Here is an 18,751-nt window from a genome sequence, read left to right on the forward strand (position 1 = left end):
TCGATCCGGCATCGGATCAAACCTCGACTCTACTGCAGGGGACCGGGCCCGTCCACCGGGCTCGGCAGCGCCACTTGCACCGGCACTGCTCGCCCGTTCTCGATCGCGAAGCCGCGGCCGGGTGGGAAATCGGCGCGCTTCACCCTGCCGAGATCCTCGCGGAACGGACTCTGCGTCTCGTTCTGGTCGGGCTGCAGCGACAGCCCCCAGCTCGGCTGCTTCAGGCTCTGATACAGGTCCCACGTCTCGCTCGCGGTGCCCGATTCGAACTCGAAGAGCACGAGCACCCGCGCCCGTCGAGCGGCTTTCGCCAGAGCGACGAGCTGCGGCAGCGCCGGCGTTCCCGCAGCCTCGGCCGGCCTCTCCACCACCACGATCCCTCGGGCCCCCGGAGCGGGGAAGGCAAGCGGTGGCGGGGTCCCGGTCTCGACAGGGATCCCTCCGGGCGATCCTCCGTTTCCGGTTCCGGGGCCTCCCCCGATCATCACGCCGATGGGACCGCCGATGGGACCCGCGCCGATCAGCCCCGCTCCGGCGATACCCCGCGGGGCGGTTCTGCCGCCGAGTGCCAGTGTGAGCGCCTCCGCGAGATCCGCGACCTCCTCGTCTCCCCGGGCGACGCGACCCCATGCGCGCAGCTGCGCCAGTCCGGTTTCGGCGAAGCTGAGCAGCACCGTGTCGACGGCATGCCCCTGGTGGGCGACGGTGCGTTCCATCGCTGCGACGCAGCACAGGGCGGCTTGCGAGAGGCCCGCCCCGCTCGGCCCCGCGATGACGCCGAGACCCCGCAGAGGCATGCCGACGGGGTCGAGGCTGCGCGTGTCGATGCCGTAGCTCGGCAGCCCGCCCGCGAGCGGCGACAGCGCGTCGAGCGACAGGCGGTCGGGGGCGTTCACGATGCGCGGCGCGCGCTCGACGCCGCGTGCGGTCAGCTCGGCGGCGAGCGCTTCGATCCCTGCGGATTGCCGCGCGAGGTCGGGACCGCCGAGCACGGCGAACTGCATCTCGCGTTCGTCGCCCGCGAGCAGCGCGCGCCCGGGTGCCGTGCCCTCGAGCACGTCGGACCGCACGCCGAGGGCGGCGTAGTCGTGCGGGTTTGCGAGGCGGAGCACGAACTGCCGCTGCAGGCTCGCGCTCAGCGTCGCGGGGATCACCGAGGGGCGGTCGGCGGTGAGCACGACGTGAACGCCGACGGAGCGACCCTGCATCATGATCTCGGTCAGCATCGCGAAGGGGTTGTCTGCGCCGCCCAGGGTCTCCGTCGCCTGGCGGAACGCCGCGAAGCCGTCGAGCAGCAGGACGACGCGCGGTTCGCCTGCCTCTGGCATCGCATCGCGGTACGCCGAGAGTCCGCCTGCGCGCACGGCGGCGTACCTCGGGCCGCGCTCGGCGACGACGTCGCTCAGGTGTCGCAGCACTCGGCCGGTCAGCTCGGCATCGCCGAGCGGGGCGACCGCGCCGACCGTCGGAAGGGTGCTGATGGTGTCGAGGGCTCCGCCTGCGGCATCGATCGCGTAGATCTGCACGGGCTCACTCGTGCACTCGTCGCTGAGAGCAGCGGCGATGGCGATGAGCGCTCCGGTCTTGCCCGTGCCGCCGGCGCCGATGATCGAGATGCTGCCGGCGTCCTCGAAATCGATGCGCACCGGGCGCTGCGCCTGCGCTGCGGGGTCGTCGAGCAGGCCGACGACGGGCCCGCGCCCACCGGCGTGGGGTCGAGATCCCTGCCCTGCTCCCGCCGAGGGGCGCGACCGTGCTCGGGCGGTTCGGTGCTGCGACTCCGATGTCCCCCGCAGCTCCGCGAGCGTCAGACAGGTCGGCAGCTCGTCGAGCCACGGACGTCTGGGCGACGCGAGCCCCAATCGATGCGCGGCGCCGACGATGCCGTCGCGCAGCTGCTCGATGTCGCGTACCTGCGAGCGACGCCTCGTCTCCGCTGATGCTTCCGGCGGAATATTCCAGGCCTCGCCCTCGGTGAACCCCAGGGAGCACAGTTCGATCCCAGCGGGGGTTTCGGCGCCGACCCTACCGCCGAGGTAACCCGTTTGGAAGTGGGCGATGCGGCCGGGGCCGACCTTGATCGCGCCTCGACCGGGAGTCTCGGCATCGAAGAAGGCGGCGTCCGCGGCTCCGATGATGTCGGTGCTGTCGGGCTCGTCCGACATGCGCAGCGCGATGCGCAGGTTGGTGTTTGCCCGCAGGGTGTCCTTGATGACGCCGGCCGGCCGCTGCGTCGCCATGACGAGGTGCAGGCCGAGGGAGCGGCCGCGCTGGGCGATGTCGATGACTCCGTCGACGAACTCGGGAACCTCGCCTGCGAGCGCGGCGAACTCGTCGATCACGATGACGAGCACGGGCGGTGCCGCGGCGTCCGAGCGGCGCTCCATGCTGATGAGATCTTTCGCGCCGTGAGCGGCGAGCAGCTCTTCGCGGTAGTGCAGCTCGGCCCGCAGCGAGGTGAGCGCGCGCCGCACGAGGTGGGGACTGAGATCGGTCACGAGACCGACGGTGTGCGGCAGATCGACGCACTCGGCGAAGGCGGCCCCGCCCTTGTAGTCGACCAGCAGGAACGTGAGCCTGTCCGGGCTGACGTCGGCCGCCATGCTCATGATCCAGGTCTGCAGAAACTCGGACTTCCCAGCTCCCGTGGTGCCGCCGACCAGCGCGTGCGGGCCGTGGGTGCGCAGATCGACGGCTGTCGTCGCGTCGGGACCCTGGCCCACGACCGCGGAGAGGGAGACGGGGTCGCGGTCCTGGCCGAGCTGCCAGAGCGACGTGAGCGAGCCACTGTGCGCCCACGCCTGGGCGATGGGCGCTGCCCCGCCGAGCAGGTCGGTTCGGTGCAGCTCGTGCAGGGGCACGCTCTTGGGCAGGTCGCTCTCGTCGAGCACGCGCGCGGCCGTGTCCTCGACGGGGGCCAGGCGTCTGGCGAGGTGGTGTGCGAGGGCCGAGTCGGCATGCTCGTGCCGGGTGAGCGGCACGCTCGTCGCTGTGCGCACGAAGTGCACGTGCCCCGATCCCTCGTCGATCTCCATGAAGGTGCGGCAGGCCGCGGGCAGTGCTGCCCTGCTGCGGCTCACCCAGATGACGTGCACGCCGTGATCCGGGCCGGTCTCCGCGAGTTCGATGAGCCGAGCCGTGTCTACGAGGCCGTCCTCGAGCACGAGCACGATGACGGCGGGGACGGTCGGCAGTTCGCGCACGGCGTCGCCCTGCGCCTCGTCGTTGCGCGTGTCCGCGCCGAGGTGCGATCGGATGTCCGCTCGACCGCCCCTCTGGGCCTTGCGCGTTTCGAGCAGCCCTTCGAGGGCGGTGAGGAGGCGCAGCGAGCTCTGCTGGCTGTCCGCGAGCTGCCAGGCGGGGATGGGGCTCGCGACCGGGTCGACGTGCGGCAGCCATTTCAGCCACGACCAGGCCTCCTCGTGCCGCGGGCCGGCGAAGCACGCGAGCACGACCTCGTGCGGCGAGTGCAGCCCCACGAGTTGCAGCACGAGCGATGTGGCCGCTCCCTCGGCCCAGATCGGCGCGCCGACGACGCCGATCGAGCCGCACCGCTCGAAGCGTTCGATCACGGGCACGGGCGAGACGTGTTCGAACTCCTCCGCGATGAGCTGCAGTCGAGCCCACTGCTCGCGGGGCGTCTCGCCCCGCGGCGGCAGGGTGAGAGCGGTGCGGCTCGGCAGCACGCCCTCGCCGAAGCGCAGTTCGAGAAACGAGCGGTGCTCGGGTCTGCGCGTCCACAGCAGTTCGTCCAGGCGCTCGATCGCGCCGCGCACCTCGTCGAAACTCGGGGTCTCCGTCGCCCGCACCGCGATCTCCTGCGTGCGGAGCAGCGCGATCTCTGCGTGCTCTGCCGCCAGTTGCTCGGCGAATCGTCGGCCGTCCTTCCTGTGCTTGCGGCGGCCGCCGAGTTTGGAGTCTACCCAGGAGCCGATCATCATCATCGGCGTGAAGGCGACCATGATGAGGCTCATGGGCGACTGGGTGATGGCGTACATGGCTCCGCCCATGAGCATGGGGGCGAACATGGCGAGCACCGGGATGCGCGCGGGGGTTGCGGGGGCGGGCGGGGTCGGCAGTTCTCGTTCGCTCGCGGGGAAGTGAAGAGCGACACGCGGCGAGCGGGTGTGCATAATGCGGTGCGAGAGGAGCGGGCGCGGCTGCGGAGCGGGGCCGGGGGTGAGCCGGATCTCGATGCTGCCGAGGCGCAGTTCCGTGGGGCGCGTGATGCTGAGCGTCTCGCGGTAGTCGTCACCGAGAGCGATGCCGTTGGCCGAGCCGAGGTCGGTGACGGTGAGGTTGCCGTCGGCTTCGACGCGCAGCAGCGCGTGTTTGCGCGAGACGCTCTGGTCGAGCAGTTGCACGCGGCTGGATCGGTCTCGCCCGATGAGGTTGTCGCCGGCGAGCAGGCTGTAGCGGGCTCCGCGCTGCTCCCCGCTGAGCACGTCGACGAAGCCGGTCGCCTCGATGAGGCGTTCGGCTTCTCCCGGCGCGTCGAACTCGGGAACGGGCTGCACGACCAGGCCCGACTGCAGGCCCGCCGCCGTCACCGGAGCCATGGGATCGAGGAGCACGACGCGGCCCTGCGGACCGCGCGAGGCGCGGAGGGTGACCGGCATGAGCCTGCGCGCGGCGAAGTCCGCGAGCCGCGGGTCCGGGCTGAAACCGGCGCGGATGAGGCACCGTGCGATATCACCGACGGTCGTGGTGACGTCGCACGACAGCGCGACGTCGTGCGTCCCGCCCTGGGGCAGCACGACCGACAAACGCATCTTCATGTTCCGACCTCAACCGCCGTGCCTGACCGTCGCCGCTGCCCCTCACCCATCACTGCGCGAAGGGATCCTGACTCCTGATCGCCTCATCTTCGGGCTCCTCCTCACCCTTGAATCGGGCGAGGTCTCGCACGTTCTTCTGCACCGCGACCGAGGCGAAGAGGCTCATCGCGAATCCGATGCCGTAGACGCCCTTCTCGCTGGCGCTGAGGCTCTCGGCGTTCCACAGGCCGATCGCCAGCAGACAAAGGGAGATGAGCAGGGCGCACCACGACAAGCCGAGGTAGAGATTGGTGACGGGGATCTTCTCCGCCCGATCGCGCACGCTCTTCTGCAGCGAGACGGCGGCGAAGAGCCCGAAGACGAGCAGCGTGAAGTAGTAACCCTTCTCGTTGAGCTGCATGTGCGCGTTGAACAGGCCGATGAAGTAGGTGCCCATGCCGAGCAGGAGGGCGATCCATGATGCCCCGATAAATGCGGGGGTGGGCTTCTGCGCGCGATCGGTCGTGTCGGTCATTGCTCGTTCCTCTGTTCTCGTGGGGTGTGCGTCGTTCTGCGGTCTGATGCGGGAGGGTGCGAGTGCGCCGGGGTTCGTCGTTGCGAGGCGCAGAGGGCCTGCGGCGTATGCAACACGGCTCGGTCGCGGTCCCGGGCCTCTCGTAGGCCGGGGAGATGCGCACTACTCGGAACCCGTGCCCTCTTCGTCGCGGCGGTCGAGTTCGTCTTGGAAGGGGTTTCCCTCGTCGTCGCGGTGGGCCTGCCAGTTCGTCACCGTGTTGTTGACCGAGCACGCGGTATGGGCGGAGATACTCATCCCCTCGGACGAGGCCTGCATGGAGAAGGTGCCCCCGTCCTCGAAGTCGACGATGAAGTACGGCTCGGTGTCGTTGTGCGTCTCGTAGAGATCGCGCACCGGAAGCTCTTCGGCCTCCCAGAACGCCCGCACCCGTGCGGTCGCGGCGAGAGGGTCCTCGGAACTCATATTCTTCAGCGAAACGTCCAGCCGGCCCGAATTACCGCCACACTCGTTGGGAAGCCATGCACCGAATAGCAGTTCCCGATCATCAGGACGATCTTCCGCCCAGTACACGTCCTGCCAATAGATGTCGTACCACCCATCGGCCACCCCACTCGCTGCCACGGCGGCATCCAATTGCTCGGCCACCCACTCGCGCTGCTCAGTCAGCGTCATATTGCTCGTACCTCCCGGCATCGAAACGATCGGCTTCTCCTGCAGGCAGCCCGTCACCAGCAGCGCCCCGCACAGGGCGGCCAGCAGGGCCGTCTTCTTCAAACGCACCACGCGCGTTCCCCTCTCACTCGCATGCCTGACGCACCGTCCGCGTGCCGCCCGGCACGACGTAGGTCGCGGTGCACTCTGCTTCGGTACGCACGAACCCGCTGCGGAGCAAGCCACCGATGCGTCCCGTGGTGATCTGAGCCACACTGCTCAGGGACTGAGTGTCGACATCCAGATATCCGTGCCCGACTGACGCTGCAGTGCCGACCAGATCGCGTTTCTCCTGCTCTCCGATGATCGAGTGCCCGTTCGTTGGCAGCAGCCCACGAGCGGGGTCTCCGTCGGATGAGAACGACAACCCTCCGCCGTACACGGGGCTCCGCTGCTCCAAGCCGAACAGGCCCAGCGCGTCGGGGTTGGGCTGACCGCGGCCCGACAGCCCCGCCCCCGACGGCGCGAGATAGTCCTGCGACGCATGTGTCGTATAGATCGCCGGCTGGCCCGGAGCAGACTCCTGTACCCGCAGCACATCGTAGGAGGACACCCGAACCGTGTCGAGGCCCGCGGAAGCGATCAGCGTCAGGGTGGTGACGGGGTGCTTCACGAGGGTCAGGGCGATCGTCGCGGTCGTCGTACCGTACGAGTGCGCGATCACGTTCACAGCGGGGACTCCCAATAGTCCGGCAGCACGAGCCGCGTAGTTGCCGTCGAGTTCGGCCGCGAAACGCGGCGCGCCGGTCTGCGCGGCTTTCGAGAAAAGCACTCCGCCGGCGTTCGCGGAGTCCCCCAGGTCGGGGGTGTCGTAGCCGAGCCAGGCGATGACCGACGATTGCCCACCGAACCCCGCCACACCGCTCTGCGCCGCGTACAGGTTGCGGCTCGCGATATCCCAGCCCTCGAGCGCGAGGTGCGCGTCGCTCTCCATGCCGGGAACGGCCCAGGTCGTGTGCGTCGCGGCATCGGAGTCGCCGTAGCCCACCGCGGCCTTGGGCACCGCTCCGGTGAGGTCCAGCGCGACCACCTGGATGGGAGGGCGTCCTCCTCCATGGATGCGCGCATCTTCGGCCTCCCGCCGCAGGACTTCCTGCACCTGCGCCATCAGTTGCAACTGTTCGGCCGACAGTTGCCCGGGGTGCGCGGCGTAGAACCTGACCATCTCGCGATTCGCACGATCGCGGGCTCCGAAGGGCAGACCGGGCAGGTTGCCGATCACCCAGGGGACCTCGCGGATGAGCTGTTCCCTGGTGGCCTCTTCGAGCGTTCCCCACCATGCGGCGACCGCCGCGGGGTCGGCCGGAGCATCCCACGCGGTCGAACCGTCGCCTCCGGGGAACAGCCCCGCGAGGCCCGAGTGACGCTTCGCGACCTCGCCCGGGGCGATAGTCTTACCCCACAGCTCACCGGAGATGGCGTGGGCGATCGTGTATTTCGGCCCGGGGCCGCCCGGCCCGGAACCCACGCTGATGAGATGGCCGATCGGCGTGTTCCGGAGCATCGAGACCAACGCATTCTCGACGGTCCTGCGCTCGTCGAGCAGAGCGGACCAGGTGGCACGATCGCTCTCGATCCCGTCGCGAGCGCCGATCCAGGACGTCACCGCTCGTCGCCACTCCTCCTCGTGGGCCACGGCGACGGCACGGCGTGCGGCGTCGCGTTCCAGCGCGTCCATGCCCCCCGCGCGCGCAGGATCGAGCACCGGGGTCGGCATCGCCGTGGAGGGCGGGGCGTCCCACGACATCGCCACCCGGCACCGGATCTGAGCCGCAATGCCCTCGATCGCCGAGGACTCGGCGCGGATCACGCCGAGGTGACGGTCAACGCTGTCTTGCACCGCCCGCGCACGCTTATGGATCCCCTCGACCTCGGAGGAGTACGTGACGAACCCCTGCTTCGCAGAGTCGGCGCTCTCCTTCAGCCGCGTCGCGCCCGTCTGCAGCGCCGCGTCGAGCTTCGACCGGTACTTCTGCACGGCTTCGCCCTGCCCGCCCGAAAGCTGCGACGAGGCAGCGAGCAGGTAGGCGCTGTACGACACGCAGTCGTCGGAGACATCGCCCGAGAACGACGCAGCCTGATCGATCGAGTCGATATCGCCCTTGATGGGCGTCTCGCCTGACAGCACCTCGGCGAAGCCACCCGGCACCATCATGAGCTCTTCCCCCGCACCGCGAAGCCCGCGCTCAGCGAGGACGCGAGCGACGCGTCGAGTGCGCTCACCTCCTGCATCATGGATCGCAGGCCCTGGCCCGCCGACCTCCCGGCGTCGGCGAGCGAAGCCCGCCCCACCTGCATACCTCGCAAGAAGAGGTCGATCTCGCCTGCGATATCCGTCAGGCTCTCGAAGCCACCCGCCGGTCGCGGCGCATTGCCGTCGACCATGCAGTCGGAGCCCGTCACGATATGCCCGATCGCGCCTTCGAGCACCGCGTCCGAGACTAATAGATCAGCCATCACAGCCTCATCTCGCTCATATGCGTTCGCATGAGGGGAGCGGCGCGCCGAACGCACCACCCGCTCTTCTGCGAAAGCTCGGATCAGTTGATGCGCGACGCGATCTGCGCGTCCATGTCGCGCATCGCGGACGAGGTCTGCGTGAGGAAGCTCTGAATCTCGGTGAGCTTCTCGATCACGGTGTTCGCGCTCGCCGTGTACTGCTGATACGCGTCGTTGAAGCGCACCGAGGCCTGGTCGGTGACGAAGCCGGAGGAGACGAGCGAGCCGATCTGCTGCTGCAGCGACTGCAGCTTCTGCGTGATCTCATCTCGCCCGGCCCCGAGTTGGATGGCGGATTGCTCGATCTCGGCGTACGAAACCTTGATATTCGACATGCTGGCTCTCCGTTCGTTCTCGTTTCGCGAAGAGCCCCCAAGATTCGCGTCGGATGCGGTATCCATCACCACTGCTGCGGTGTGTGAATGAGGCTACCGCCACGACACCGCAATCGAGCAAGGTTGATTCCCAAAATGTGAATAACTACTCCATTGCGGTCCCAAAAAAACCACCCTGTGGAGGGACGTCGCTCCGGCGCCGACCGCACGGAGGAGCAGAACGGCTCCCCCGGCCGAAGCCGGAGGAGCCGTGGAGCGAGCGCAGCGAAGGTCACGCGAACAGCGCGGGCACCTCGTCGAGGGAGACCTTGTCCTTCGTCCCGGCGGCGCGATCCCACACCTCGGCGAAGCCCTCGGCGGCATCGCGGCCCACGACCACGACGCGGGGCACGCCCAGCAGCTCGGCATCGCCGAACTTCACGCCAGGCGACACCTTGGGACGGTCGTCGAACAGCACCTCGCTGCCGGAGACGGAGAGCGCCGAGACGAGCGCCTCGGCCTTCTCGAACACGATCGGATCCTTGCCCGTGGCGACGACGTGCACGTCGAACGGTGCGATCTCGCGCGGCCAGACGAGGCCGCGGTCGTCGTGGTTGAGCTCCGCCAGCGCCGCCATGATGCGGGTGACGCCGATGCCGTAGGAGCCCATCGTCACGGTGACGAGCTTGCCGTTCTCGTCGAGCACCTTGAGGCCGAGCGCCTCCGCGTACTTGCGGCCGAGCTGGAAGACGTGGCCGATCTCCATGCCGCGGGCGAGCGACACGGGGCCGGAGCCATCGGGGGCGGGGTCACCATCGCGCACGGTGGCGACGTCGACCACACCGTCGGCGGTGAAGTCGCGTCCGGCGACCAGGTGCGCGATGTGCTTCTCGTGCTCGTTGGCGCCGGTCACCCAGGCGGTGCCGTCGACGATGCGCGGATCGAGCAGGAAGCGGATACCCGAGGATCCCTCGAGCCCCAGAACCGGGGAGGCTCCGCCCGAGCCGTCGATCAGCACCGGGCCGATGTACCCCTTGACCAAAGCCGGGTTCGCCGCGAAATCCTCGGCGGTGGCCGGCTCGACCTCGCAGTTCGGGAAGGCCACCTCGACTCGCTTCATATCGGCGTCGCGGTCGCCGGGGATGCCGATGGCGACGAGCTCGCGCTCGCCCTCCAGCGAGGTCACCGCGAACACGAGGCACTTGAGCGTGTCGGCAGCATTCCACTCGCGCCCGTCGGAGCGGGGAAGCGCCCTGTTGGTGTGCGCGACGAGCGTGTCGATCGTCGGCGTATCGGGCGAATCGAAGACGAGCGCGGAGGGCATCGCGGCGATCTCCTCGGCCGAAGCGGCCGCGGGCACGGGAGAGCGGTAGGCCTCGACGTTGGCCGCGTAGCCGCCCTCGCTGCGCACGAAGGTGTCCTCGCCGATCGCGATCGGCAGCAGGAACTCCTCGGAGCGCGAGCCGCCCATGGCGCCGGCGTCGGCCGACACGATCACGTACTCGAGGCCGAGGCGCGAGAAGATGCGCTCGTAAGCATCGCGCTGCTTCTGGTACGAGGCGGCGAGGCCCTCGTCCGACACGTCGAAGGAGTAGGCGTCCTTCATCGTGAACTCGCGGCCGCGCAGGAGGCCCGCCCGGGGACGCGCCTCGTCGCGGTACTTGTCCTGGATCTGGTAGAGCGCCAGCGGCAGCTCCTTGTACGAGGAGATGATGTCCTTCACCATCAGGGTGAAGACCTCCTCGTGCGTGGGCGCGAGCAGGTAGTCGGCGCCGTGACGATCCTGCAGGCGGAAGAGGGCGTCGCCGTACTCCTCCCAGCGGCCCGTCGCCTCGTAGGGCTCGCGCGGCAGCAGTGCGGGGAAGTGCACCTCGTGCGCTCCGGCGGCGGCCATCTCCTCGCGGATGATCTGCTCGATCCTGCCTTTCACGCGCAGGCCCAGCGGCATCCAGCCGAAGACGCCCGGCGCCTGGCGCCGGATGTAGCCGGCGCGCACGAGCAGCTTGTGGCTGTCCACCTCGGCATCGGCCGGGTCTTCGCGCAGGGTCTTCAGGAAGTAGGAGCTGAGACGGGTAATCACCCCACCATGCTAGTCCTTCGGGCCGGCGCCGACGGCCCCGCGACGTCGGGGATTCCTTCTACCCTGGGTGCATGAGAACTCTGCGCTGGGCCGCGCCGACTGCCGTGATCGCGGTCGCATTCGCCCTGCGGTTCTGGGCGCTGGAGCGGCCGGGAGTGCTCGTATTCGACGAGCTGTACTACGTGCGCGACGCGATCAGCCAGCTGGCGCACGGCTTCCCGACCGTGTGGCCGGACGACGACCCCGATATGAGCGGGGCGCGGGCGACGTCGTTCACCGACGATCCCTCGTACGCGGTGCATCCGCCGCTCGGCAAGTGGCTGATCGGCCTCGGCGTGCTGTTGTTCGGCGCGGGCGACGGCTGGGGCTGGCGCAGCGCAGCTGCGCTCGCGGGTGTCGCGACGGTCGGCGTGACGATGCTGCTCGGGTACCGGCTCTCGCGCAGCCGAGTGATCGCCTGGACGGCGGGGCTGCTGCTCGCGATCGACGGCGTGCACGTGACGCTGAGCCGTGTGGCGCTGCTCGACGGCTTCCTCGCCTTCTTCGTCGCACTGGGGGCGTTGTTCGTGTGGCTGGATCAGGAGCGGATAGCGAGGGATCCCTCGCGCCCGATCGCCTGGCGCAGGCCGTGGCTGCTGGCCGCTGGCCTCGCGTTCGGCGCGGCCGCCGCGGTCAAGTGGTCCGGTCTCTACCCTCTCGCGTTCTTCCTGGTGCTGATCACGGTGTGGGACGCGGCCGCGAGATTCCGCGAGGCGCGGGATCTTCGGGGACGGATGCACCGAGGTTCTTCGGATCCGGTGGTTGCGCACGCCCGGCAGCCCCGGCCCCTGCTCGGCTCGGCGCTGCAGGCCGCGGTGACGGCGGCGATCGCGCTGCCCGTCGCATTGCTCGCCTACGTCGCGAGCTGGGCTGGATGGATCGCCTCGCCCGGCGGATGGGGCCGCACCCCCGGCGTGCCTTGGCCGGTGGCGCTGTGGCGCTATCACGCGGAGATGCTCGCCTGGCACGGCACGCTCTCGGCCCCGCATCCCTACCAGGCCCACCCGTTCACCTGGCCCCTCGCGCTACGGCCGACGGCCATGTACGAGATCGGCTGGGGCCCGGATCAGGGCTGCGACTGGTCGGCATGCGTGTCGGGCATCACGCCGCTGCCGAACCCGCTCGTGACCTGGGCCGGGGTCGCCGCGCTGTGGGCGCTCGCCTGGCTGGCGCTGCGCGCGACCCGAACGGCCCGAGGTGCCGCGGCTGTTCCGGGAACCGCGGTGACGGGGAGTGCTGCTGCGGGGAATGCTGCGGCGGAAAGCACTGTGGCGAGAAGCACGGCCGCGGCGAGGGATCCCCTCATCGCAGCGAGCGTGTTCGTGATCGTCGGGTATCTGTCGGGGTGGCTGCCGTGGCTGCTGACGTTCTCGCGCTCGGCGGTATTCCAGTTCTACGCCGTGGTGCTCACACCGTTCTCGGCGCTGGCACTCGCGCTCGTACTGGGCGTGCTGTGCGGGATCCGAGTCCGGGGTCCCGGCTCGGGGCCCGCACCGAGCATGGCCGACGCAGGCGTGAACCCGCCAGCCGCGAGCGACGACGCGGACGCGCTGCGGGGCCGGAGGGCGGCGGTGGCGTGCTTCCTCTCCGTAGCGGTGGTGCTGGCGCTGCTCTTCTTCCCCGTGTGGACGGGGATGCCGGTCGCGGAGTGGTTCTGGCAGGCGCACATGTGGCTGCCCGGTTGGAGCTGAGGCCGCCGGCTCAGCGGCGTGCCCGCCGCCTCACCCGCACCGCGTCGACTTGACGCAAAGCGACCTCAACCGGCGGGATGAGCACAGATCGGATCAAGTCGATGACGGGCGACGCGACGGGCGGATCTCAGGAGCGCTCCGCGCCGTGCCGAGCCGCGCTCGCGCCGCGCCCCGAGCAGCCGCGTTACAGGAGACGGCGGGAGAGCGCCCAGGCCGTGAGCTCGTGCCGGTTCGACAGCTGCAGCTTGCGCAGCACGTTCGAGACGTGGGTCTCCACCGTCTTCACGGAGAGGAAGAGCTCCGAGGCGACCTCCTTGTAGGCGTAACCCCGGGCGATCATGCGCATGACCTCCTGCTCGCGGGCCGACAGTCTGTCGAGCTCGTCGTCGGCTGTCGCGGTCTCCCCGCCGCCGGTGCCGAAGGCGTCGAGCACGAAGCCGGCGAGGCGGGGCGAGAACACCGCGTCTCCCCCGTGCACCCGCGTCACCGCTGCGGTGACCTCGGCACCGGAGGCCGTCTTCGTGAGATAGCCGCGCGCCCCGGCACGGATGACGCTGACCACGTCGTCCGCTGCGTCCGAGACGCTCAGCGCGAGGAACCTCGTGCCGAAGAGCTCACGGCCGAGGCGCCGCAGCACCTCGGCCCCGCCGCCGCCCGACCCGCCGGGCAGATGGACGTCGAGCAGCACCACATCGGGCGAGGTCTCCGTGATCGTGCGGATCGCCTGATCGACATCCGCGGCTTCCCCCACCACCTCGATCTCGTCCCCGAGCTCAGCCCGCAGGCCCCCGCGGAAGATCTGATGGTCGTCGACGATGACCACCCTGATCGCGGCACGGCCGGTCTCGCTCATCCTCTGCTCCCGTTCTGCTCAGGGGCGCGCTCCTGCGCCCGATTCGATTCCGACGCGGGCCCCGATGCCGGTACTTGCACCGATGTCGACGCGGGCCCCGACGCCGGTTCCGGCACCGACCCCGGTTCCTCGAGCGGCATCGAGAGCCGCACCGACGTGCCCGCGCCGCCCGGCCCCGGCACGAATCTCGCGGTGCCGCCCGCGCGCTCCATGCGCCCCAGGATCGACTCGCGCACGCCCATCCGCCCCTCGGGCAGCGCACCGAGATCGAGGCCGGGACCCCGGTCGGTGACGTCGACGGAGATCCTGTGCCGACTCGCCTCGACGTAGACGGTGACGTCGCCCCCCGCGTGCCTCGCCGCGTTGAGCATGGCCTCCCTGGCCGCGGCGACGATCGGCGACGGAGCCGTCGCGGAGTCGCCGAGTCCGACCCCGATCACCTCGAATCGCACCGGGTGCGCCTCCTCGAGCGCCGCAGCGTGCTCGCGCAGCTCGGTGCCGACGGCCTCGCGCTGCGGCGCTCCCCCGTCTGCCGCGCGGAACAGCCACTCGCGCAGTTCCCGCTCCTGCCCGCGCGCGAGCCTGGCGACCTCGCTGCCCGGATCCGATCGCTGCTGGATCAGCGCGAGCGTCTGCAGCACCGAGTCGTGCAGGTGCGCGGCGATGTCGGAGCGTTCGGCCTCGCGCGCTCGCGCCGAACGCTCGGCGAGCAGTTCGCGGTTGAGCCGCAGCAGCCACGGCGCGATCGCGAGCGCGACACCGCCGAGCACGGCAAGTGCAGCGGCGATCACCGTGAGCGCACTGGGCTCGCGCGCGGTGACGAAGAACATGAGCACGCCGACGGCCACGAGCGCGAGCGCGCCCAGCACGCGCGGGAGCTGATGGCGATCGGGGCGATCCCTGTCGGCGATCTGCCACCAGGTCAGCCCGACGCCGACGAGCACCGCCAGCGCGGGCAGCACGAGCTCGAGGTTGATATGCACGCCGAGGCGCTCGAGCACGAGACCGGCGCCGGCGATGAGCAGACATGCCCCCAGCAGCAGTTCGGCGATCGGCCAGCGGCCCCGTGACGCCTCGCCTGAGCCTTCCCGGTGATCCGCGTCCGCTCCGCCCCGTTCCCCGGGCTCCGAGCTGCGCCGGTCCGTGACAGCTGCCCCCGCGGAGCCCGCAGCCGGCGCAGCCCACGGGGCGCCCTCGGTAGGCGCAGCGCCCGGAGGGCGCGATCCCTCGCCCGCATCGGCCGGCCGGGTGAGGGCCCGGCGCAGCGGTACCACGCCTTCCGTCTCGCCCTCGCGCGGCACGGTCGCCCACAACCACAGGTAGAGCAGCGCACCGAAGCCGCCGAGCGCGGCGAACACGAGCGTGCCGATGCGCACGGCCCCGACCGGCAGCCCGAGATGTCGGGCGAGGCCGGCGCACACGCCCGCGAGGATGCGATCCTCGAGCGGACGGGTGAGCGGCGGTCGTTCCATGTCTCCATCCAAGCAGCAACGACCGGAATCGGGGGTCTCCCCTGGCAAAGCTCAGGGTCGGGTCAGGGTGATCCCCGATGGCGGTGCCCGCGGTGCCCGGCCAGACTCGAAGACATGAATACGACACCAGAGTCCGAGCGCCAGGGAGTCCCCTCCTCCGGCGGCTCCTTCTTCACATGGCTCCGCGGCCTCGGCATCGTCCGCGGCTCCGATCGATGGTTCGCCGGCGTCGCGGGCGGCATCGCGGCGAAGGCCGGCATCGATCCGCTCATCGTGCGCGGCGTCTTCGTCGTACTGACCCTGCTCGGCGGCCCGGGCCTCCTGCTCTACCTCGTGGGCTGGTTGCTGCTGCCGGATGAGACGGGACGCATCCACACGGAGGAGATCATCCGGGGGCGAGCATCGAGCGGGATGATCATCACGGCGGCCGTCGTCGCGGGCGTCATCATCATCCCGCTGTTCGTCGGGCTCGTCTTCGGGGGTGCCCCGTTCGCGGGCACGCCCGGCTTCTGGGGGTGGGATCTCTGGAGTGCGATGGGCGTGCCGCTCTGGCTCATGCGCACGGTCGGCTGGCTGTTCTGGATCGCGGTGCTCGTGGCCGCCTTCTTCCTGGTCAGGCACCTCGTGCTGCAGCACGGACGCGAGCGGCGCGAGAACAGTGCGGGCGATGCGTGCGCTCCTGGCGGTCAGGGGGCGCAGAGCGCAACGGCGCGGGATCCCTCGCGAATGGACAGCTCGCCCTCCGACAGCGCGGCGCCCGCGGGCGAACGGCCCGCGACGGCCGCCTTCTCCGCGCAGCGGACGGCCTCGGGGCGCTCGTCGACCGAGAGACCGTTCGAGGAGCGGGCCGGGGAATGGGCGGCACGCACCTCCGAGCGCGCCGAGGAGTGGGGTCGCAGCTTCGGCGAGCGCGCCTCGCGATGGGGCGAGGAGGTCGGTCAGCAGGCCGACGAGTGGAGTGCCCGCTACGCCGAGCATCACGACGCCCACCGCATGGGCACCGCGCAGACGGTGCTCAGCCTCGCATTCGCACTGCTCGCGGGCGGAGCCGCCGCGATCTGGGTCGGCTTCGAAGCGGCATCGGCCGGAGGTCGCATCGACTCCGGGGCGGCCCCCGCCCTCGTCGCGGGCCTCACCGCCTCTGTCGCGGTGCTCGCCCTTTCACTCATCATCGTGGGAATCCGGGGCCGCCACACGGGCTGGGTGGGCTTCCTCGCGGCCTGCGGCGTGTTCGCTCTGCTCGCCACCGTCGTGCTGCCGGGCGGCACTCGGTTCCAGCCCTTCGGCACCATGCAGGTCGACGGCCGCACGGCGACCGGCGCCGTGCTGATCGCGGGATCGGCCGATATCGACCTGAGGGATCTCGACGAGCGCGGCCCCGACTCCGACATCGTCATCTGGCAACTCGCGGGCGACACGAGCGTGCGACTGCCGGACGACACCCCCGTCGACCTCGACGTGCGGGTGCTCGCCGGCCGGATCGACGACCACGGCGCCCGCCCGGCGGACGCGGCAGCAGGCGCCTTCCTCGGCCGCACGGTCTCGGTCGGAGCCCCCGGGAAGCGGGAGTCGGCCATCGCCGATGACGGCATCGGCACCGTCACCGTCTACCTGCTCGCCGGAGGGGTGGACGTGACCGGCGGGCAGAGAGCAGGCGACGAGCCGGCGGATCAGAACACACGCACGCGCGAACGGGAGACGCAGCGATGAACGAGCAGCACGACGACACGCAACCGCTCACGGAGGGACTGCACACGGAGGAGACGCAGCCTTCGGCAGGTGCCGCGCCCACGGCGGACACGCCGACCGCGACAGACACGCAGCCTTCGCCGGAGAAAGCGCAGCCTCCGGGAGACGCGCCGCTCCCGACTGACGCGCCGCCCGAGACCCGGCTCCGGGCAGCGGCACCCCCCTCAGGCGAGGAGGCGCCCGCCGAGCCCGCGCCGGGAATCCCGCACGCGGCGCCGACCCCCGGAGCGGTGGCGGATCCCTCGCCGAATCGCAGGCCGAGACCTCGCACGGGGCCCATCGTGTGGGGCGCGCTCATCCTGGCGTTCTGCGGGTACATCGCGCAGCGGGTCTTCGGAACCGCAGAGCTCGACGCGGGTTGGTGGATCGCCGCGACCACGATCGCGCTCGGCGCCCTGCTCCTGCTCGTGGGGGCAGCGGTGGTGGTGCGGGGCCGCCGCTAGCTCGAGGATCCCCGCGCCGCCGGGGCATCGCGGCTCGGGCTGGGGGTCGCGGGGAATCCCTCGAATCACCCCCGCACGCGCGGGATCTCGCGCGTCTGCGTCGCGATCCAGTGCAGCGGCACCTCGATCACCACGCGGGTGCCGCCCCTGGCATCGGGACCCCAGGTGATGCTGCCGCCGAGCTCGCCCTCGACGAGGGTGCGCACGATCTGGGTGCCGAGCCCGTCGCCCACCGTGCCGCCGGGCAGGCCCGTGCCGGTGTCGACGACCTCGACGACGAGCCGCTCGTCGTTGCGATCGGCCTTGATGAAGACCTCGCCCTCGCTGCCGGCGAGGCCGTGCTCGACCGCGTTCGTGACGATCTCCGTGAGCGCGAGCGCGAGCGGCGTCGCGTACTCCGACGGGAGCTCGCCGAACTCGCCCTCCTTGCGGGGATGCACGACGGTGTTGTGCAGGCTCGCGACCTCGGCGGCGAGGCCGAGCACGCGGGCGAAGACCTCGTCGAAGTCCACGATCTGCGAGAGGCCGGCCGACAGCGTATCGTGCACGACGGCGATGGCTGCGACGCGGCGCATCGCCTGGCCGAGCACCTGCTTGGCCTCCTCGCTCCTGGCGCGACGCGCCTGCACGCGCAGCAGGGACGCGACCGTCTGCAGGTTGTTCTTCACACGGTGGTGGATCTCGCGGATCGTCGCGTCCTTCGTGATGAGCTCCTGCGCCTGCTGCCGCAGCTCCGTGACGTCTCGCGTGAGCACGATGCCGCCGACGCGCACGCCGTCGCGGATCACCGGGATGGACCGCAGGGTGATCGTGTGCCTGCGCACGTCGATCTCGACCCGCTTGGCGATCTTGCCCTGCGCGATGAGCGGCAGCGACTCGTTGGTGTCGAACTGGCCCTTCACCACTTCGGCGACGACCGCGGCGAAGTTCTCGCCCTCGATCTCATCGCGGTAGCCGATCCCCGCGAAGGTGGTCTGCGTGTTCGGGCTGACGAAGGTGGCGATGCCCTCGGGGTCGAGGCGCACGAGGCCATCGGCGGCTCGCGGGGCGCCCTGCTCGCCGCCACGGGTGTTGCCGGGCGGCGGGAAGAGACCCTCCTCGATCATGCCGAACAGCTCGTCGGCGACCTCGTGGAAGGCGGCGCCGATGCGAGACGCGTTCTGGGTGTCGGCGACGCTCGCGTGCACGGTCGCGACCGCGAAGGGCCCGTGCAGCTCGCCGTTCTCGTCGCGACGGCTGACGGCGTGCGCGGTGAGACGCATGGGGTTCTCCTCGTACCAGGCCGGGGAGGTCGAGATGACGGGCTTGCCGGTCTCCATGGCCTCGTCGACGATCGCGCGCCAGTCGGAGCGCAGGAAGTCGCCGATGACGTCGCGGTAGAAGAGTGTCACCGAGCCGGCCGGGCGGCTGTGCGCGACGGCGAGATATTCGCCCTCCTCCGTCGGCACCCAGAGCACGACGTCGCTCAGGGCGAGGTCGGCGATCAGCGACCAGTCGAGGGTCAACCGTTCGAGCCATTCGACTTCGGCTTCGTCGAGGGAGGAGTACTTCGTCGCAAATTCACGCAGGGTCGTCACCGCACCAGCTTAGAGGCCGCAGACACCC

Annotated in this window: 13 protein-coding genes; 3 read left to right on the forward strand and 10 right to left on the reverse strand. The window is 70.4% G+C overall.

The genetic code is table 11. The annotated features are described in order from the left end of the window. Positions 1–29 precede the first annotated feature (29 nt). From J4H91_RS09240 to J4H91_RS09270, 7 genes are all read right to left on the reverse strand, one after another. Positions 30–4,778, reverse strand: coding sequence for an FtsK/SpoIIIE domain-containing protein (locus J4H91_RS09240; protein WP_208045974.1), 4,749 nt, complete (start codon positions 4,776–4,778; stop codon positions 30–32). A gap of 49 nt (positions 4,779–4,827) precedes the next feature. Next, positions 4,828–5,292, reverse strand: a complete 465-nt coding sequence (yiaA, locus tag J4H91_RS09245; protein WP_208045975.1) for an inner membrane protein YiaA — start codon at positions 5,290–5,292, stop codon at positions 4,828–4,830. Between the two features lie 162 nt (positions 5,293–5,454). Then, positions 5,455–6,078 carry a hypothetical protein gene (locus J4H91_RS09250; protein ID WP_208045976.1) on the reverse strand — a complete coding sequence of 208 codons (624 nt, stop codon included), beginning with the start codon at positions 6,076–6,078 and terminating at the stop codon, positions 5,455–5,457. A gap of 13 nt (positions 6,079–6,091) precedes the next feature. Next, positions 6,092–8,161, reverse strand: coding sequence for an alpha/beta hydrolase (locus J4H91_RS09255; protein ID WP_208045977.1), 2,070 nt, complete (start codon positions 8,159–8,161; stop codon positions 6,092–6,094). Next, positions 8,158–8,463 carry a hypothetical protein gene (locus J4H91_RS09260; protein ID WP_208045978.1) on the reverse strand — a complete coding sequence of 102 codons (306 nt, stop codon included), beginning with the start codon at positions 8,461–8,463 and terminating at the stop codon, positions 8,158–8,160. The genes J4H91_RS09255 and J4H91_RS09260 overlap by 4 nt, the downstream gene beginning before the upstream one ends. An 83-nt stretch (positions 8,464–8,546) precedes the next feature. Continuing rightward, positions 8,547–8,840 carry a WXG100 family type VII secretion target gene (locus J4H91_RS09265; RefSeq protein WP_208045979.1) on the reverse strand — a complete coding sequence of 98 codons (294 nt, stop codon included), beginning with the start codon at positions 8,838–8,840 and terminating at the stop codon, positions 8,547–8,549. 271 nt (positions 8,841–9,111) lie between these two features. After that, complete coding sequence (locus J4H91_RS09270) at positions 9,112–10,899, reverse strand: proline--tRNA ligase (protein ID WP_208045980.1); 1,788 nt, start codon at positions 10,897–10,899, stop codon at positions 9,112–9,114. Between the two features lie 71 nt (positions 10,900–10,970). Here J4H91_RS09270 and J4H91_RS09275 point away from each other — a divergent pair, with 71 nt between their 5' ends. Beyond that, positions 10,971–12,629 carry a phospholipid carrier-dependent glycosyltransferase gene (locus tag J4H91_RS09275; protein ID WP_243752836.1) on the forward strand — a complete coding sequence of 553 codons (1,659 nt, stop codon included), beginning with the start codon at positions 10,971–10,973 and terminating at the stop codon, positions 12,627–12,629. A gap of 184 nt (positions 12,630–12,813) precedes the next feature. Here J4H91_RS09275 and J4H91_RS09280 read toward each other — a convergent pair whose 3' ends face one another. Next, positions 12,814–13,482, reverse strand: coding sequence for a response regulator (locus tag J4H91_RS09280; protein WP_208045981.1), 669 nt, complete (start codon positions 13,480–13,482; stop codon positions 12,814–12,816). Beyond that, on the reverse strand, positions 13,479–14,954 hold the full coding sequence (locus J4H91_RS09285) for an ATP-binding protein (RefSeq protein WP_208045982.1): 1,476 nt from the start codon (positions 14,952–14,954) through the stop codon (positions 13,479–13,481). The genes J4H91_RS09280 and J4H91_RS09285 overlap by 4 nt, the downstream gene beginning before the upstream one ends. Before the next feature lie 114 nt (positions 14,955–15,068). On the opposite strand from J4H91_RS09285, the gene J4H91_RS09290 reads away from it, so the two are divergent. Next, positions 15,069–16,664 carry a PspC domain-containing protein gene (locus J4H91_RS09290; RefSeq protein ID WP_208045983.1) on the forward strand — a complete coding sequence of 532 codons (1,596 nt, stop codon included), beginning with the start codon at positions 15,069–15,071 and terminating at the stop codon, positions 16,662–16,664. Next, positions 16,661–17,146, forward strand: a complete 486-nt coding sequence (locus J4H91_RS09295; RefSeq protein ID WP_208045984.1) for a hypothetical protein — start codon at positions 16,661–16,663, stop codon at positions 17,144–17,146. Before J4H91_RS09290 ends, J4H91_RS09295 begins: the two co-directional genes overlap by 4 nt. Before the next feature lie 65 nt (positions 17,147–17,211). On the opposite strand, the gene J4H91_RS09300 is transcribed toward J4H91_RS09295, so the two are convergent. Next, positions 17,212–18,723, reverse strand: a complete 1,512-nt coding sequence (locus tag J4H91_RS09300; RefSeq protein ID WP_208045985.1) for a histidine kinase N-terminal domain-containing protein — start codon at positions 18,721–18,723, stop codon at positions 17,212–17,214. Positions 18,724–18,751 lie beyond the last annotated feature (28 nt).

The organism is Leucobacter ruminantium (assembly GCF_017565705.1).
GTDB classification, from domain to species: Bacteria; Actinomycetota; Actinomycetes; order Actinomycetales; family Microbacteriaceae; genus Leucobacter; species Leucobacter ruminantium.

Excerpts from the sequence above, each read along its gene's own strand:
- J4H91_RS09240 (WP_208045974.1), bottom strand. The coding sequence starts at position 4,778 with ATGAAGATGCGTTTGTCGGTCGTGCTGCCCCAGGGCGGGACGCACGAC.
- yiaA (WP_208045975.1), bottom strand. The coding sequence starts at position 5,292 with ATGACCGACACGACCGATCGCGCGCAGAAGCCCACCCCCGCATTTATC.
- J4H91_RS09255 (WP_208045977.1), bottom strand. The coding sequence starts at position 8,161 with ATGATGGTGCCGGGTGGCTTCGCCGAGGTGCTGTCAGGCGAGACGCCC.
- J4H91_RS09260 (WP_208045978.1), bottom strand. The coding sequence starts at position 8,463 with ATGGCTGATCTATTAGTCTCGGACGCGGTGCTCGAAGGCGCGATCGGG.
- J4H91_RS09265 (WP_208045979.1), bottom strand. The coding sequence starts at position 8,840 with ATGTCGAATATCAAGGTTTCGTACGCCGAGATCGAGCAATCCGCCATC.
- J4H91_RS09275 (WP_243752836.1), top strand. The coding sequence starts at position 10,971 with ATGAGAACTCTGCGCTGGGCCGCGCCGACTGCCGTGATCGCGGTCGCA.
- J4H91_RS09280 (WP_208045981.1), bottom strand. The coding sequence starts at position 13,482 with ATGAGCGAGACCGGCCGTGCCGCGATCAGGGTGGTCATCGTCGACGAC.
- J4H91_RS09285 (WP_208045982.1), bottom strand. The coding sequence starts at position 14,954 with ATGGAACGACCGCCGCTCACCCGTCCGCTCGAGGATCGCATCCTCGCG.
- J4H91_RS09290 (WP_208045983.1), top strand. The coding sequence starts at position 15,069 with ATGAATACGACACCAGAGTCCGAGCGCCAGGGAGTCCCCTCCTCCGGC.
- J4H91_RS09295 (WP_208045984.1), top strand. The coding sequence starts at position 16,661 with ATGAACGAGCAGCACGACGACACGCAACCGCTCACGGAGGGACTGCAC.